Source organism: Planotetraspora phitsanulokensis (genome assembly GCF_016863295.1).
Lineage (GTDB): Bacteria > Actinomycetota > Actinomycetes > Streptosporangiales > Streptosporangiaceae > Planotetraspora > Planotetraspora phitsanulokensis.
Window position 1 is genome coordinate 384,354 of the sequence record NZ_BOOP01000003.1, and the last position, 16,420, is coordinate 400,773.

Consider the following 16,420-nt stretch of genomic DNA (forward strand, 5'->3'; position numbering starts at 1 on the left):
GTGACGGTCTCCTTCGTCGAGTGAGTGATGGCCGACCCGGCACCTCGGGGTGGTCGTCACGCTGGTCATGGGAGGCGCGCTGAGCCTGTTCCACCGGCGCCGGCGACGAAGTTCGCCGTACTCGACGAGACCGGCGCCGCCGGCATGGCCAGGCGCTGAGCACCGACCGGAGGAGCCATGCGTACGTCGCCATGCGGGGCCCGCCCATGCCGGCGCCGGGAGGAACCGTGCGCGTGATCGGGCTGATGTCGGGCACGTCGTACGACGCGATCGACGCCGCGGCGGCCGAGCTGACTCTCCTGGGTGACGAGCTGGTGATGCGCCCGATGGGGGCATTCAGCCTTCCCTATCCGCAGGAGCTGCGGACGCGGATCGCCGCCGTGCTGCCTCCGGCGACGACGACCGCCGCAGACGTATGCCGGCTCAACACCGGCATCGGCCGGTCGTTCGCGGACGCGGCCGTCCGCGCCGTCGACGAGCTCTGTGGGGGCGCCGCCGACCTGGTGGTCTCGCACGGGCAGACCGTGTTCCACTGGGTCGAGGACGGTGCCGTCCGGGGCACCCTGCAACTCGGGCAGCCCGCCTGGATCGCCGAGGCGACCGGGCTGCCCGTCGTCTCCGACCTGCGCGGCCGGGACGTCGCGGCCGGCGGGCAGGGCGCGCCGCTGGTGAGCATGCTCGACACGCTGCTGCTTCGGGCCCGGGACGGCGTCCCCGCGGCCCTCAACCTCGGCGGCATCGCCAACGTCACCGTCGTCCCGCCGGACGCCGACCCGGTCGCCTTCGACACCGGCCCGGCCAACGCGCTGGTCGACGCGGCCGTAGGGCACCTCACCGGCGGCGCCCGCGACCACGACGAGGACGGTCGCGGCGCGGCCGCGGGCCGGGTGGATCAGGGCCTGCTGGCCTGGCTGCTCGACGATCCGTACTACCGCAGGTCCGCGCCCAAGAGCACCGGCAAGGAGCACTTCCACCTGCCGTACCTGCTCGAGGCGCTGGAAGCGCGGCCCGTGGCGAACCCTGACGACGTCCTGGCCACGCTCACCCGGCTGACCGCGGTGACCGTCGCGGACGCCTGCCGGGCCCATGGCGTCACCGAGCTCGTCGTGTCCGGCGGCGGCGCCCGTAACCCGGAGATGATGCGGGTGATCGGAGAGGAGCTGCCGGGAGTACGGCTGCTGTCCAGCGACGACCTGGGGGTGCCGTCCGCCGCGAAGGAGGCCCTGGCCTTCGCGGTGCTCGGTTTCCTGACCGTGCACGGGCTGCCCGGTCAGGTGCCCTCCTGCACCGGGGCGCGTCATGCCACGCCGCTGGGCTGCGTCACGCCGGGCCGCCGTCCGCTGAGCCTGCCGAAGCCGGCGACCGTACCACCGCGGCTGCTACGCGTCGCCGGCCCCCCGGTATAGACCGGCTGCGGCAACAGTCACCGTTGTTGCGAATCCGATACATGGCGGTATAGACCAAAACTTTAACTTCTGTTTACCCTAACAGCCTGAGATCCCTACATAAGGGATCTATCCGCCACCCAAGGCCGCCAACCGGTATAGACCAGCCACCCCCCAATAGCAAGGCGGTAATCGAGATGAGCAAGAAGATCGCCGGGACGGTCGGTCTCCTGGCCGCGTGAACTCCCCCACCACCACATCAGGAAGCTGCACGGACACTGCAGCGCCCAACGAGTCGCCGGACATGTCCAACCAATGCCCGCACGCGGCCCGTGCTGGAGGTATGCAGTACCCGATTTAAGGAGTGACGTGAAGATCTCGTTCCTATCGGCGAAGCGCGAACAGAGAAGGGGCCGTGGCGGAAGCCGACGACCTCGGGCTCGCGCGGTCTCTGCTTTGACAATCGGTGCGCTCCTCGCCACATCCCTCACCGGTGTCATGGCGAACGCCGCACAGGCCGACACGGCGTCGAGCGCGCCGGCATCACCCCAGATCGTTCCTCTCCCGGATTCGACGAGCACCACGGCCGAGAGCGTCAATCTCGCCCTCCTGCCGGGTGTGGTCGCCTCCGCCAAGTCTCAACGCATGACCGCGCCCGCTGCGACGTACGCGCCCGCCAACGCCACCGACGTCTTCGTCCACAACGGCTGGACCTCGAACTACGCGTCGGTCGGGAACGGCTATGACCCGACGCAGGACTGGTTCCAGGTCAAGCTGGCCGAGCCCGCCCCGGTCTACGAGGTGTACAGCCTCTGGACGTCGCCGGCCAAGCCGACGGAGTACGACCTGCAGGTCGCCACGGACGCCGACTGTCAGACGTGGTCGACGGTCGCCCACGTGGTGAATCCGAGCGACAAGGATTCCCAGGTCATCGATCGCAAGGACCCGATCTCCTGCGTCCGGATGCAGGCCCTGGCCACGAATTCCACGACCGGGTACACGATCAACGAGTTCGAGGTGTGGTCCGGCCCCAAGCCGGCACCCGTCGTGGGTCAGATCATTCCCGTGCCGGTGCGGCAGACGCCCGGCACCGGTCAGCCGTGGCAGCTCACCGCCAAATCCCGGATCGTGGTCTCCGACAGTGGCCTCGCTGCCACAGCCGAGGTTCTCGCGGGCTCCCTGCGGCCGGCCACCGGGTACGAACTCCCCGTGGTGACAGGTTCCGCCACCGCCGCCGACATCGTCCTCACCCTCGCGCCGGTGCCCGGCCTACCACAGGGCAACGAGGTCGCCGCGGCCGAAGGTTACTCGCTCTCAGTGTCGAGTGCGGGCGTCAAGGTCGTGGCCCCGGAGGCGCACGGCCTGTTCAACGGCTTCCAGAGCCTTCGGCAGTTGTTGCCGGCGGCGAGCTACTCGCCTTCCGTCGGCGTGGGGCCATGGACGGCGCAGCCCATAACGGTTATGGACTACCCGCGATATGCGCACCGAGGTCTCCAGCTCGACCCCGCCCGTAACTTCCTGACGGTGGCCGAAGTACGGTCCATGATCGACCAACTGGCGGCGTTGAAGGGCGACCGACTGCACCTGCACCTGAGCGACAGCCAGTCCTGGCGCCTTGAGATCAAGGGCTACCCGGCACTGAACGGCACCGGGTGCAACGGAGCGAACTGCATCGCGGGTTTCTACACGCAAGAGGACTTCAAGGGCTTGATCAAGTACGCGGCCGACCGGTTCATCGAGGTCGTCCCCGAACTGGAGGGCCCGGCCCATGCCACGGCGGCGGTCACGGCCCTGGGCGGCCGCGCCGTCATGGGTTGCCAAGGCCAGACCCAGACCGACCGGTTCTGCACCAACCCGAATGACCCGGCCAGTGCACGGGCCCTCGCGTTCTGGAAGGACGCGATCGCGCAGCTTGCCGCGATCTCTCCCGCACCCATCGTCCACATCGGCGGGGACGAGGCCATCGGGATGCCCCACGAGGACTACAAGTGGTGGATCCGACAGATGGAGATCATCGTCAACGACAACGGCAAGCGGATGATGGGCTGGAATCCGGCGCTGGAAGGGTACGCACCGGGTTCCACCTCCATCAACCACTACTGGTCCGACTACACCGGCGGTGGGCCCGCTCTCATCAAGCCCGAGTGGTTCAACCAGGGCCGGGACGTCATCGTGACCCCGGAATGGAATGCCTATCTCGACTTCGCGTATGACGGGTCCCCCGGCAGGACGCCTGCCACGGAACTTCTCAAGTCCTACTCGTGGGACCCGGAGTGGGTGTACGAGAAGTACCGGTCGGTGTGGGCTCAACCCGCCTACGGCGGGCCGAAGGCGGAGGACATCCTCGGCATCGAGGCGCCCATCTGGGGCGAGCAGATGCGTGGGCTGGCCACGAACGAGTACATGGTCTTCCCGCGGATGGCCGGAATCCTCGAAAAGGCCTGGTCCCCCAAGGTGCTCTCCCAGGACTACGACGCGTACCGGCAGCGGCTCAGCGCGGCCGGACCCCGGTGGGCGTTCGCGAACGTGAACTACGGCTCCATCTCCCAGGTCACCTGGGACACGGCGGGGATGGGGACGGTCTCCCGTTTCGGTGAGGACAGGACCCTGAGCAACGCGCCCCTGGCGCGTCTGGCCGCCGGCTCGATTCCGCTCGGTGCGTTCACGTCCGTCATCGATTGGGGCGACGGATCCCCGACGGAGCCGGCCGCCGTCGCCGGACGCGATTACGTGGCGAGCCAACGGCAGGGCAGAAGCCTTGTGTCGGTCAGCGGGAGCCACACCTATCCGGCGGACCAGGTGTACCACGGAACCGTCACCTACAGTTATCAGGACCAGACCCGGGTCGTGCCGTTCACAGCGACCGGCCTCCCGGCCTGCACGAAGACGATCACCGGGACCCAGTCCGGACCGTTGACCGTCACCTCTGGTGTCACGTGCCTCTATGACGCGACGATCAGCGGGCCCCTGACCGTGCGTGCAGGTGCCGGGCTTTACGCGTCCGGGTCCGAAGTGCGCGGGCCACTGACGGCGTCCGGGGCGAGCAACGTTGTGCTGTGCGGTACGACAGTGTCCGGACCGGCCGCTCTGAACGGTGGGGCGCGGGTCTGGCTCGGCAACGACAATGGGGACTGCGCGCCGGCGACGGTCAAGGGCCCGGTGACGGTCACCGGCACGACGGGTCAGGTGACGATCGACGGCTCGACGGTCGGCGGCCCTCTCGTCCTGCAGAACAACACGGCGACGACGATCGTCGCCGGTAACCACATCGGCGGGCCACTGTCGTGCGCGGGGAACTCCCCTGCGCCGAGCAACGGCGGCCGGCCCAACACCGTGTCCGGTCCGAAGTCGGGGCAGTGCGCCGGGCTGTAGACGGACGAAATGACCGGTCGGGTGTTAAGCCCGGCAGGTGAACGTTGGTCGCGGCGGCCCTCCCCATCTCACGAATGCGGGAGGGCCGCCGTGACCGGTCAGGCACGGGCAGCCGCAGACCCGACATGTCGCCCTTCGGTTTCCGGGCGTTCCAGACAGCGCCTTACTCGCGCTTGATCGTTTGAGTGCGAGCAGGAACTGACCCACGCGACAGGCGAAATGCGGTCGATGGCCGTGAGATCACGTGATTTGATCGACGCGTGCGGCGATGGGGAGAAGGGGCGGAATGAGGACGTTCACCAGCTGGAGGACCGCTCAGGGCGCCGAGTCCGCCCTGGCCGAGTTGCTGCCGCAGGAGACCTTCCACGAGGTCCGTACGGCTCTCGCGTTCGCCGCCGAGCAGCACGGCGATCAGCTCCGGCCGACGGGCGATCCGTACGTGGCCCACCTGGTGGAGGCACTGGAGACGGCGGTGGCCGGAGCGGGGATCGTGGACCGCGACGTGCTGGTCGCGCTTGCTCTGCACGACGTTGTGGAGGACACGCCCTGCCCGATCTCCGCGATCGCCGACCGGTTCGGCGAGCGGGTGGCCGAACTGGTCGGCTGGGTGACCAAGCCGCAGACCCCGGCCGGAGGCGACAAGCGCGAGGTGAAGCGGGCCTACCTTCGCTCTCTGGCGTCGGCGCCGGACGAGGCCGTGCTGGTGAAGCTGTCCGACCGGGTCAGCAACGTGCAGGAGTTGCACCGCATGCCGGAGGACTTCCAGCGCCGGTACCACCGCGAGACGCTCGACTTCATCCTTCCGCTCGCCCAGCGCGAGCCGTGGTTCGCCGACTGGTTCGCAACCTGGCGGCAGGCCTGGCGCGAGCTCGAGGCCTGAGTCCGCTCAGCCTGTCGCCGTCACCGGTTCGCGGCAGTCGCCTCCGACTCGCCATCACCTGGGACCTCTGATTCGTGCGGCTCGGAACCCGTCGGACTCCTATCTCAGGAGTTCCTTCATTGTTGTGATCTCCGCCGACTGACTGGAGATGATCGATCCGGCCAACTGCTTGGCCGGTTCATAGGCGCCGTCGCGCTGCTCGTCCTCGGCCATCGCGATGGCGCCCTCGTGATGCTGGATCATCATTTCCAGGAACGCCTTGTCGAAGGCAGCGCCCGAGAGCCCTTCCAGTTTCTTCATGGCGTGCTCGGACATCATGCCGGGATTGCCATGGTCCATCGTCATGGCGCCCGGGCTGGGCACCTGCATGCCCCAGCTCCTCAGCCAACCGCTCATGGTCTGGATCTCCGGTCCCTGCGCCGCTTCGATCCGTTTGGCCAGGTCCTTGACCTGCGGGCGTGAAGCACGTGTGTCAGCCAGCCCCGCCATGTCCACCGCCTGGCGGTGGTGCGGGATCATCATCTGGCTGAACCTGACGTCGGCGTCGTTGTGGTCGGCTGCGGGGATCACGGCCGCAGCCGAAGACATGGCCGACATGGTTGACGTGGACGGCGTGTGGAAAGCGGTGCTCGTGGAGGCGCTGTCCGTGATCAGCAGCCCTCCTACAGCCAGCGCGGCCGAAGGAATGACGAGGCGTTTCATTCAGGAAACCTCCGTGCTTGTGATCTGCTGTCGGCGGCACCCGCCACGTGGATGCAAGCAGGGTGACAGGTCGCGCAAGCCCTGGACTGTGAGCAAGCCCGAGCGACACTCGCCGCGGACAGTCGATGAGGCGCCGGGAGTTCGTGGATGGACGCGTCCCGGTGGCGCTTGGCTCTGTGCCCGAGAGCGGGCCGTTCGAGGTCGTCTCACGATGCTGAAGTGACGGATTGTTCGGTGACGGCTTTGTGCAGGGTCTCGGCGAGCTTGACGGCGTCGTCGTCGGCCCAGAAGTGCATGTAGAACAGGCGGGGCTGTTCGCGCAGCGTGTGGTTGTGGATCTCGACGATGTCGATGCCGCCGCCGCGCAGGGCTTTGATGATGCGTTGGATCTCGTCGGCGGTCATGACGAAGTCCCCGTTGACGGCGGCTCTGCCGCCGCCTGTGGGCTGGAAGTTGAGTGCGGTGGTCACTCCCATGCCGGGAGGGATGACGCGACCGTGCTCGGTGACCGGCGCGGTGCGTTTGAAGGTGAACTTGTAGATGCCGCCGTCGTTGGTGCCCTTGGTTCCCATGGCGCGGTCGATCGCGGCGGTGTCGATGTCCAGGGCCGGAGCAGGACTTGACGGTGCCGGAGGAGCGGCCGGGGTGGCGGTGGCGTCCAGGGCGGCGCGGACCGATCGGGCGATGGCCGTGGCGTCGCGGCCCATCGCGTGGACGTGCGTCCACCACACCTCCGGCTGGTGCGACAGCAGGTGCTTGTGGAGGGCGGTCTGGTCGATGCCGTGCTGCTGCAGAACATCGGTGACCTTCTGCAGCTCCGGTTCGGTGACCACCAGGTCGCCCATCATCAAGACGTCGCCGTCCGGGAAGCGGGTGAACGCGGCGTAGCCGCCCAGGGCGAGTCCGGGCTTGATGTCCACCCCGTAGGAGGTGACCTTCAGATCCGAGCGCGGCAACGATACGCGAAAGACCTTTTTGTCGGAGGACAACTTCCCGGGCCGTCCCAGGGCGCGTGCCACCTCGTCCCATCCGGCCTCGTCGCCTGTCGGTGACGGATCGGCGCCGGGATCGCCGCCATCGCGGGCGTGGGCAATGGTGTAGGAGATGTGCGCATCGCGTTCGGTGAGGGCGCAGCCGGTGCCCACCGCCGCCAGAACCGTCAGCGACACCAAGGTCGTCACCTTCACCGTGATCATCCCGACTCCAATCAACGTCAGAGCCAGATCGCTGCTCTTGTACCCGAACCGACGCAAAGGGCAACTGTGGATACTCCGGTGAAATAGGGACACGATGGGACAGAGAGCGGCCCACGCCTCAGGGGACTCGGGCTATGAGGAAGAGCGACCCATCTCATCGATGGGAGCAGGTTTGTCGCCTACTGATCCCCGACCGGCAATCGGGGATTGCCGCGTTGCGCTGCGGTGCCGAATGGCGTCGTTTCGGTGCCCGGCTCGGCGCCCACCCTGTCGTGATCGGCCACCGGCACTGGCACTAGACGGACGGGTTCGGATCACACGGCTACTAGACAGGCATCCCACACGGCTCTCCGGTATCGCGGCGTGGAGATCGCCATCGAGGCCGATGCAGCCCGAGTGCGGATCAGCCGCGCGGACGACGGCCCTCCGACGCTGGAGAGGTCGCCGTCCGCGAACGGCATGCCAAGCTCCGGCGAGGGAGAACCGTACGTTCTCCCTCGCCGGAGCGACGGTCAGGTCGCCTCGCCGGCCCGGGTTTCGAGCGCCGACAGAGCCTCACTGAAAGCCCGCGCCTGGGCGAGCTTGCCGCGTGCGGAGTCCATGAAGAGCCCCGACGCCGTCGTGTCTCCCATCTCCGTCGCCTTCCGCGCGTACCCCGGATACATCTCGTCGCCCGCGCGACGCTCCTCGGTGATCGCGTGGCGCAGGTTCGTCCTGGTGTCGCGGACGAGACCCGCGAGGCTCGCCTGCTCGGCGAAGTGCTCGTCACGTTCGACCCGCGCGGTGCGGTCGAACAGCTGAGCGAGGCTCGGCTGGCCGGTCTCCCTGGCGCGTTCGGCGTACAGGGCGTACTTGGCGTGCGCGACGGCCTCGCCGCGCATCGCGGTCCGCAGATTCCGCAGCGTCCCCGCAGAGGACACCTCAGGGGCTCCCGCCCGGATGGTCGCCGGCTTGGCCATGACGTCCGTGGGGACGGTCATCCCAGCGGACGGGTTGGCGACGGCCTCCTCGGCCCGCGAGAACCTGACGCGGTGCGACGCCTCGTCGTTGCCGATCTCGCTGAACAGCGCCGCCGCCTTCGGTTCGTTCTCCTTCTCCGCCTCGGCGGCGAACCGCTTGTACATCGTCCTCGCCTCGTAGGTCTCACCGCCGGTGCTGTCGCGCAGGTTGGCGGCGTTGTCCCCGATGAGACCCAGCTGCTCGGCGTCCCTGGCGGCGAGCCCATGGAGCTCGCTGTCGGCCGTCCGCTCGAACAGGTCCCGCACCTGTGGGAGCCGTTCCCTGTCGGCCTGTGCCGCGTAGGCGCGGTATGTGGCATGGGCCAGCGCCTCGTTCTCCATCGCGTCCTTCATGTCGACCCGCGTCGACGGATCCATGTCGCCCGGCCCGGCCTTCGCCGACGCCATGGCGGCACCCGCCGGCACGACGACGAACGCGGCCGTGCCCAGAGCGGCAAGGCCGGCCTTCCACCAGATGAGACCTCGGGTTTCCATGCGACCCCCCGGAATCGGCGTGCTCCGCGGTCCGCCAGATGAGAGCCATGGCGGCACGCCGGAGCGCGACCGCCGACCCCTCTGAAGCGGGGTCGGCTCGTGTATTCGCGGTGGTACCCGGAGGACGGCGTCGAACCTCCCTTCAGCACCATCAGTGCGTCGACGGAGGCAAAGTAACGGCAGCAGGCCGCAAACACGGACGAACGAGGGCCTAGTAACCCGCGTGGGGCCTGCGGGGGTATAGGGAGCACTTCAGCCGCCTGCGGCGTGGGCGCCCTGGCCGTACGGAAGTCCTTCCCGCCTCGGGACCTCCTTCCCTACCGCGAGAAGTGAGACCCAGGTCAGGGTGACAGGAGGAGGTATCCGCGATGGCCACGCCGACCGTCATCCAGGACGACGCCGGTGGGCGGCCAGGTCGCCGGATACCCCGGACACGATTCCGGAGGCCCGCCCGCCAGGCGCGGCGCGCACCTGACGAGCGGATCCGTAAACCCGAGGGTCGGAAACGGAGGAGTCATGAGGGCCGCAGTCGGCGACCGGCTGATCATCGAAAGCCCCCCGTCGGGCGGAGCGCCCCGGACCGGGGTGATCACAGCGCTCTACCATTCGGACGGGTCGCCACCCTATGTCGTGCACTGGCTCGACGAGGCGCACGAGACGATGTTCTTCCCCGGACCTGACGCACATATCAAACACGTGGACGAACGCGACCGCTTTGCTGTTAGCCCGCTCCCCTATCTGGGGCGGGCGAGACGAATCGACGCAGACCGATAACCACCGTGGCGAGGCTCTAGAGGGTGGGAGAACTCCCGGCGGGGTGGACTCGGCCCTCCAACCTGGCCTCCCCGTCGCCGAACACCCATGGACGAGGTCCCGAGGTCACGTCGGCGGGATAGCCCAGGTCGAACGGCACTGCCGAATCCAGGTGACGTACGGCGTCCGCCGGCAGAGTGACGTCGAGGGCGCCCAGGTCGTCCTCGAGTTGCTCGACGGTGCGCGAGCCGATGATCGGGTGAACCGCGCGCGACCGGGCGCGGGTCCAGGCGATCGCGATCTGGGACGCGCTCACCCCCAGGTTCTCGGCCACCTCCCGTACGGCACGCGCGGCACGATGGTCGCGCGCGGTGAGGGACACGGGGTCGATCCTGGTGCCGGTCGGGGCGTCGCCGGGGGCAGTGAACTTGCCCGACAACACCCCGCCCGAGAGCGCCCCGTAGGTGACCACGCTCATTCCGTGGGCTTCGGCCATCGGCAGCAGTTCCCGCTCGATGTCACGCCTGAGCAGGCTGTAGGGCACCTGCACCGCGGCGAACGATGTCCAGCCGCGCCACTCGGCCACGGCGTTCGCCCGGGAGACGAGCCACGCGGGAAGGTTGGACGCACCCACGTAGAGCACCTTCCCCGCGCTGACGGCGTCATCAAGCGCGCGCATCGTCTCCTCGATCGGCGTGTGCTGGTCCCACGTGTGCACCCAGAACAGATCGATGTAGTCGGTGCGCAGCCGTCGCAGGCTCGCCTCGAGGGACCGGGTGAGGTTCTTGCGGTGGCCGCCGCCCGCGTTCGGGTCCGTGGCGTCCCGGGACAGCGTGTACTTGGTGGCCAGCACGAACCGGTCCCGGCGGTGCCGAAGGAGATCGCCGACGACCTCCTCGCTGTCGCCGTAGGCGGAGGCGGTGTCGACGACGTTGCCACCGGCCCCGGCGTACAGGTCGATCATCCTGCGTGCCTCGTCCGGCCCGGCGAAGGTCATCGCACCCAGGAACACCTCCGACACGCGCAGCCCGGTCGGACCGAGCAGCCGGTATCGCATCACGCCACGTCTCTCGCGGACAGCTCGAAGGCGCCCGTGTCGATCCCGCGGGCCAGGATGCGCCGCGGGTGGATGCGGATCCACGCCGAGTCGAACGGCATGGCGGCGCCGATGCGTTCGCCGACCGCCTCGCCGCCGGTGGTGTGCGTCTCCGCGCGGCCCCGGATCTCGATGCCGCGCGGGGTCCAGGGGTCGACGGACGCCAGGTCGTCGACGACGAACGCGACGTCAGGGTGGCGTTCCGCGTCGCGGAACTTCTTGCTCGCGGCCATGCCGCTGCCGGCGTGCCCGGCGATCACGATGGTCTGGGTCTCCGGGTCGTAGAAGACCCCTACCGGCACGATGTGCGGCCGGCCGCCGGGTCCGACCGTGGCCAGGCGTCCGAGCGGTTGGCTCTTCAGGTACTCGATCTCGTTGTCGGTGAAGGTCATGAACCCAGTCTGTGGAGCCGGGCGCCCGCTGGGGAGGCCGGGGCGAGGCTAGCCCTCGTACGGCCATGATCCGCTCGCGGCGTCGGCCGTACACTCTGGCTGTGAGCGCCGAGTTGGGAACATTCCTGCGCAGTCTTAGGGAGGCCGTCACCCCGAGCCAGGTGGGACTGCCCACCGGCCAGCGTCGCCGCACGCCCGGCCTGCGGCGAGCCGAGCTGGCCACCATCTCCGGAGTCAGCGTGGACTACCTGACGCGGCTGGAACAGGGGCGCGATCGGCACCCGTCTTCACAGGTCCTCGCCGCGCTCGCGGACGCCCTGCACCTGTCCGTCGGCGAGCGCGTCCAGCTTCGCAACCTGGCCAAGACGGCCTCCGGCGCCGACATCCTGTGCCCCGGGGGGCTGCCGCCCGAGCGGGAGGTGCGCCCCACGATGCGGGCGCTGCTGGACCGGCTGGAACCCACTCCGGCCGTGCTCCTCAACCGGCTCGGGGAGACGCTCGCGCACACCTCCGCCTACGAGCGCCTGGCCGGGCCCCTCGGCCTCCTCGACGGCCGGCCGCCGAGCCGGGTCCGGTTCCTGTTCACCGACGACCGGGCCAAAGCCGCATACCCCGACTGGGACCGCATCGCCGACGAGCAGGTGGCCGCGCTCCTCGCCGAGTCCTCCCGCAACGATCCGCACCTCGCTCACCTCGTCGACGAACTGACCATCGTGGCAGGCGCCTCGTTCGCCGAACGGCTGCACGCCATGCCGGTTGCGCCTCACCGCACCGGTGTCGAACGGCTCATCCACCCCGAGGTGGGGGAACTGCGGCTGGCCTACGAGACCCTCGACGCCGAGGGCCAGCGCGTGGTCGTCCATCTCCCCGCTGACGAGGCCACGTCCGCCGCCCTCGACCGCCTCAACGGGCGCCGGCCCGGTGCCCTGCGTGCGGTGGGGCCGTACGCGTAGCGAAGGATCCCGTGGACGGCGTGCCGGGAAGGGTCAGCGGGGTGCCAAGCCCACCACGGCGGCGTTGCCGGTGGCATCGATCTTGACTATGGCCGCCATGCGGTTGCCCCCCAGTTCGTTCTGCGCCCGCAGGGCCTTGTCCTGCGAGAGGAACAGGCTGTCGATGCCGCACGACAGCCTTGCGTAACCAGCGGATTCACAGGCGATGTAGGGGCCGCTCGCCGGTCGCTGCCGCATGACGCCCGATCCCTTCCACAGGCCGCCGTCCCGCGCCAGTGGGACGTACACCGGGCCCGACCGGCCATCGGCTCTGGGCAGGCCCGGGTAGTCGAGCTGGGCGTACGCGCCGCGCAGTGGGTCGATCGGATCGACCAGGCCGACGGCCAGCCGGTACTCCATGCCGGTCACCCTCGCCGACAGCTGCGGGGCCACGGCCACCACCAGCAGCACGGCCTGGAGGACGAGGGCCGCGGCGACCAGCACCGGGCGGGACGAGAACACCGATCGGCTGTTCATGGGATCCTCTTTCCGGGCGCCATGGGCCGGCTCTGCTCATGTCGGGGGGTTCTTCCGGACGCCCTGTGGCCGGGAGCGTCCAGCGCGCGCCCGGCGTTCGGGCCGGTCATCGCATGGCCTCCATCAGGCGCCTGCGGCCGTAGTTCACCAGGAAGCCCGACCCGATGAACACCACGCCGAGTGCCAGGAACAGCGCCGCCCCGGTGAGCAGAGGCTGAAAGACGGCGAAGCTCTGGATGATGACGAAGAGCACCAGCGCGGCGGTGACCAGGTAGACGAGGTGGGACAGATCACGCCGGGCCGCGACGACGGCGAACCAGGCGGCCGCCAGCACGTAGGCCAACGTGCCCACCACGGCCCGCGCCGTCTGCTCGGCGCTGAATTCGCCGGTGTACCAGGGGGTGCCCAGCGGAGTCCATGCCACCAGGAGCAGCGCGACCACGATCATGCTCGTGACGGCGAGGACCTCCTGCCGTCCATCCCTGCCGGTCAGGAAGACGACGGCGCCGATGGCGATTCCGGCGGCGGCGAGCCCCGCCCCCAGCGCCGGCGACCAGAACGCGGGGCCGGCGCTCACGCCGGGGAAGGCGGCGACGAACAGCCCGGACAGCGCCAGCACCACCCCGGCCAGTCGCCACGGCCCGGCGAATCGGGCCAGGCGTCCGCTGTCATGGAGGTTCGCGATCGCGGACGAGACCCCGCCGGCGGCGAGCATGCCGACGGCGATTGCGGCGGCGCCGCCGTTCTGCTCACCGATGAGCCAGCCGTACCACGCTGATGCGATCGCCAGGGCCATGACGAGGGGGCCCGTGGCCGCCGTGGCGTACGCGTACGCCAGTGCGCCACCTGCCCACACGCCGAGCAAGCTGGAGCTGTAGGCGGGGACCTGCAGGCTCTGCGCCGCCTGGAAGATCACCCCGCCCGCGGCGAACACGCTGACCAGCCTTGCCGCCTGCCGTCCGCCCCGGGACGAAACGGTCTCGCCCACGACGGCCGCGGCGATCCAGATCACCGTGATGCCCGCTAACCGGAGCAGCGGTGACAACTGGTCGAGGTTGGCCGCGACGAGCCAGATCAGCCCGACGCCCAGGAAACCGCCGCCGAGCAGAAGCGCCAGCCTCTCCAGGCTGAGCCTCCGGCCGGGGACATATCCGGCCTCGATGCGCCGTGCGGCGCCTTCGTCGATGAGGCCCTCGGCCTGCCATCGGGTCAACTCGCCCCGTAGCCAGGCCAGGCGCCGAGCTGGAACATGCCGCGTGGATTCCATCCCGCCCCTTCCTCTCGCGCTCACACGCCGACAAGGCGTCCTCTGAGGTGACGGACGGCCCGTCAGGACGATCTCGCCGCCTCGGCGTTGTCATCGCTTCGAGTCTCGGACAGGGAGAGGAATTGGTAATGAGTACGCATACTTAGTGAGAACACGTACTTCGGACCAATCTGTACGACCAATGCGGACAGGGCGACACGTTCCAGCCCGCTGTGATGGATGGCGTCTGGGCGTCCTTCTCGAACGGCGGACCACCCGAGAGGAGCCGACGGAACCCCCTCCGCGGGTGTCCACTGGTGGGCCGCCACGACTGCTCTCGCCCCGATGGCGGCCCGAGCATTGCCGGCGAGCGCGGTCTGTTACCGCTTCGGTTCGTAGACGAGCACGACGATTCCGGAGGCGAACGGTGCGGTTCGCACCAGCGTGAGGTGGGTCGTGTCGATGCCGTCCAACAGTCGTTGGCCGCTTCCCGCGACGGCGGGGAACATCCAGAAGTGGTACTCGTCCACCAGTTTGTGTTCCAGGAGCATCCGGTCGAGTTCGCCCGTCCCGTACTTCAGGATGTTCTGACCGGGCAGCTCCTTCAGCCTCGCGATCTCCTTGGCGACGTCTCCCTCGAGGATCGTGGCGTTCCACGTGGCCTCGGTCAGCGTCCTGGAGGCGACGTACTTGGGAAGGGCGTTCATCCGGGCCGCGTCCTCGTCCCCGGCCTGCTCCATCTTCGGCCAGACCCCGGCGAACGCCTCGTAGGTCACCCGCCCCAACAGGAGGGCGTCGGAGGAGGAGAAGAGAGCGTCGCCGTACGCCGCATGCTCCTCGTCCCAGTACGGCGAGCCCCATTTCTCCGGCGACGAGATGACCCCGTCGAGCGTCACGAACGTCGACTCGATGAGCTTTCGCATGTGTTCCTTCCGCGTTGTCGGCATGGGGACAGCGGCCGATCTGGCCGGACCGCTGTTTCGTACGCTTTCAGCCAGGTGGAACCTGATCGGTGACGTCTTCTCCCAGGGACGGCTCCGGCGCAGGCGGCCCGTGGGTGGCTACCTCACGTCGCAGCGCCCCAGCCCTGGGGAGCTCTGCTCCTCCCACTGCCTCCAGCCGTGGCTGTGGGACTGTGTGACACGATCGACCGTAGGTGATCAGCGTCAGCCGTGCGCAGGATGAAGCCGCTGACCTCGCGTCGTGCCAGGTCATCTCGGCTCCTGGTCGCCGAGCTGGGCCACGTCGACCAGCGCGCGGATCGCGAAGGCCCTGCGCGCCGCCGGCTCCCCCGCCGGCCTGCTCGGCGGCGCCCTCCTACTGCTCAGTGAAGCTGTCGCGAGAAGCCGCACGTCTCCGTCGTCGGATCAGCGGTTGGGTGAACAGCGCGGGTCCACGCCGCCACATCAGGACCCCGGTGACACGAGCGTGACGGTCATCAGCGCTCCCAGGACGTGGGAAAGATAGAGAAAGCCGGGGGTGCGACTCGCGGCAGAAGAGTGAATCCTTGCTAGTCGCACGCAACCTCGTGGCGAGGGTCATGATCCGAGTAGATCGAGGTCACGAACGCAGAAACCGTGGTGCGCCCACTCCTCGCCCAGTACCACCTGAACGCACTCCAGCACCGACTTTCCCCTGGCATACGGCGGCCAACCCGGGCCCGCCGGCACTGGCGCGGGCGCCGAGAGCTGATCGGCCGTCACCGTCGACAGCCAACGCTCTAGCTCAGCGCCTTGCACGTCTCGCGCGGCCAGCACCTCGTCGAAACTGGGGGCCGCCGCTCGGTCCAGGCCCTGCTCCTCCTGGTCAGGGACGAACTCGGACGCCAGCCCGATCGCGGTGAACGGCTCGGTCGATCCCAGACAGCAGCGGCGGAACCACGAGTCGTGCACGAACACCAGATGGCGCTGGGTCTCTACCGCCGACCATTCGCCGCCGACGCGCTGCTGCTCCGAACCCCTGGGCATCGCTCGCAGCCGCTCGATCGTCTCCGCCCAGCCGGCCCGCAGCTGCCGGACAGCCTGCAGCAGGTCCGCCGGATCGGCTGAGCGGAGCAGCAGCCGCACCGGATACCGGCGGTCAAGCTCGGCTTCGACGTACGACGTCACCTCGACTCCGTTGACCACCAGATTGGTGACCAGCCCGTCGATCACAGCGTCCTGCATCACCACCCCGATCAGACGAGCGCGGGTCAAGTCACACTCGCGGAACTCGGCATCAGTCAGGTCCTGGTCCTTGAAGCTCGCCATGCCGGGCAGTATCCACCGGCGTACCGACAACCGCGCAGTTACCGCGGGTAGAGGGTGCTGTAGCCGGGCCTGGAGGCTGTTGGCGGAAACACGCCGAGCCGGCGACCTCGCACCATACGAAACGAGGTCAACGTTCGGCTAGGTACACGCGAGCGATCGTCGAGGTCCGGATGCGCACGCGGACGTG

Annotated in this window: 15 protein-coding genes; 5 read left to right on the plus strand and 10 right to left on the minus strand. The window is 68.9% G+C overall.

Features of this window, described 5'->3' with window-relative positions; all coding sequences use genetic code 11:
* Positions 1–227 precede the first annotated feature (227 nt).
* The 3 genes from Pph01_RS04715 to Pph01_RS04725 all read left to right on the plus strand — a co-directional run bounded on the left by Pph01_RS04715 (position 228) and on the right by Pph01_RS04725 (position 5,637).
* Positions 228–1,406 (plus strand): anhydro-N-acetylmuramic acid kinase, encoded by a 1,179-nt coding sequence (locus Pph01_RS04715; protein WP_239116433.1) that lies wholly within the window; start codon positions 228–230, stop codon positions 1,404–1,406.
* Positions 1,407–2,030: 624 nt separating this feature from the next.
* On the plus strand, positions 2,031–4,757 hold the full coding sequence (locus Pph01_RS04720; protein WP_204071670.1) for a beta-N-acetylhexosaminidase: 2,727 nt from the start codon (positions 2,031–2,033) through the stop codon (positions 4,755–4,757).
* 286 nt (positions 4,758–5,043) lie between these two features.
* Positions 5,044–5,637 carry an HD domain-containing protein gene (locus Pph01_RS04725; protein WP_204071671.1) on the plus strand — a complete coding sequence of 198 codons (594 nt, stop codon included), beginning with the start codon at positions 5,044–5,046 and terminating at the stop codon, positions 5,635–5,637.
* A gap of 99 nt (positions 5,638–5,736) precedes the next feature.
* On the opposite strand, the gene Pph01_RS04730 is transcribed toward Pph01_RS04725, so the two are convergent.
* The 3 genes from Pph01_RS04730 to Pph01_RS04740 all read right to left on the minus strand — a co-directional run bounded on the left by Pph01_RS04730 (position 5,737) and on the right by Pph01_RS04740 (position 9,028).
* Positions 5,737–6,339 carry a DUF305 domain-containing protein gene (locus Pph01_RS04730; RefSeq protein WP_204071672.1) on the minus strand — a complete coding sequence of 201 codons (603 nt, stop codon included), beginning with the start codon at positions 6,337–6,339 and terminating at the stop codon, positions 5,737–5,739.
* Between the two features lie 206 nt (positions 6,340–6,545).
* Positions 6,546–7,535, minus strand: a complete 990-nt coding sequence (locus Pph01_RS04735) for a DUF1259 domain-containing protein (protein WP_204071673.1) — start codon at positions 7,533–7,535, stop codon at positions 6,546–6,548.
* Positions 7,536–8,047: 512 nt separating this feature from the next.
* The gene (locus Pph01_RS04740; protein WP_204071674.1) at positions 8,048–9,028 is read right to left on the minus strand and encodes a ferritin family protein; all 981 of its coding nucleotides are present in this window, start codon (positions 9,026–9,028) and stop codon (positions 8,048–8,050) included.
* Between the two features lie 516 nt (positions 9,029–9,544).
* On the opposite strand from Pph01_RS04740, the gene Pph01_RS04745 reads away from it, so the two are divergent.
* Positions 9,545–9,802: a DUF1918 domain-containing protein gene (locus Pph01_RS04745; protein WP_204071675.1), complete on the plus strand. Its 258-nt coding sequence runs from the start codon at positions 9,545–9,547 to the stop codon at positions 9,800–9,802.
* Between the two features lie 16 nt (positions 9,803–9,818).
* Here the strand turns inward: Pph01_RS04745 and Pph01_RS04750 are convergent, their stop codons facing one another.
* A complete protein-coding gene (locus Pph01_RS04750) occupies positions 9,819–10,838 on the minus strand; it encodes an aldo/keto reductase (protein WP_204071676.1) in 1,020 nt (339 codons plus the stop codon).
* Positions 10,838–11,269, minus strand: a complete 432-nt coding sequence (locus Pph01_RS04755) for a PPOX class F420-dependent oxidoreductase (RefSeq protein WP_204071677.1) — start codon at positions 11,267–11,269, stop codon at positions 10,838–10,840. Before Pph01_RS04755 ends, Pph01_RS04750 begins: the two co-directional genes overlap by 1 nt.
* Positions 11,270–11,370: 101 nt before the next feature.
* Between Pph01_RS04755 and Pph01_RS04760 the strand changes: the two genes are divergently transcribed.
* Entirely contained in the window at positions 11,371–12,222 is an 852-nt protein-coding gene (locus Pph01_RS04760) for a helix-turn-helix domain-containing protein (protein WP_239116434.1), read from the plus strand.
* Between the two features lie 33 nt (positions 12,223–12,255).
* Here the strand turns inward: Pph01_RS04760 and Pph01_RS04765 are convergent, their stop codons facing one another.
* From Pph01_RS04765 to Pph01_RS04785, 5 genes are all read right to left on the minus strand, one after another.
* Positions 12,256–12,738 (minus strand): GDYXXLXY domain-containing protein, encoded by a 483-nt coding sequence (locus Pph01_RS04765; protein WP_204071679.1) that lies wholly within the window; start codon positions 12,736–12,738, stop codon positions 12,256–12,258.
* A gap of 106 nt (positions 12,739–12,844) precedes the next feature.
* Positions 12,845–14,005 (minus strand): DUF2157 domain-containing protein, encoded by a 1,161-nt coding sequence (locus Pph01_RS04770; protein ID WP_204071680.1) that lies wholly within the window; start codon positions 14,003–14,005, stop codon positions 12,845–12,847.
* A gap of 359 nt (positions 14,006–14,364) precedes the next feature.
* The gene (locus Pph01_RS04775) at positions 14,365–14,907 is read right to left on the minus strand and encodes a dihydrofolate reductase family protein (RefSeq protein ID WP_204071681.1); all 543 of its coding nucleotides are present in this window, start codon (positions 14,905–14,907) and stop codon (positions 14,365–14,367) included.
* A gap of 288 nt (positions 14,908–15,195) precedes the next feature.
* Complete coding sequence (locus Pph01_RS04780; protein ID WP_204071682.1) at positions 15,196–15,336, minus strand: hypothetical protein; 141 nt, start codon at positions 15,334–15,336, stop codon at positions 15,196–15,198.
* A 186-nt stretch (positions 15,337–15,522) separates the two neighbouring features.
* Positions 15,523–16,233: a DinB family protein gene (locus Pph01_RS04785; protein ID WP_204071881.1), complete on the minus strand. Its 711-nt coding sequence runs from the start codon at positions 16,231–16,233 to the stop codon at positions 15,523–15,525.
* Positions 16,234–16,420: the final 187 nt, after the last annotated feature.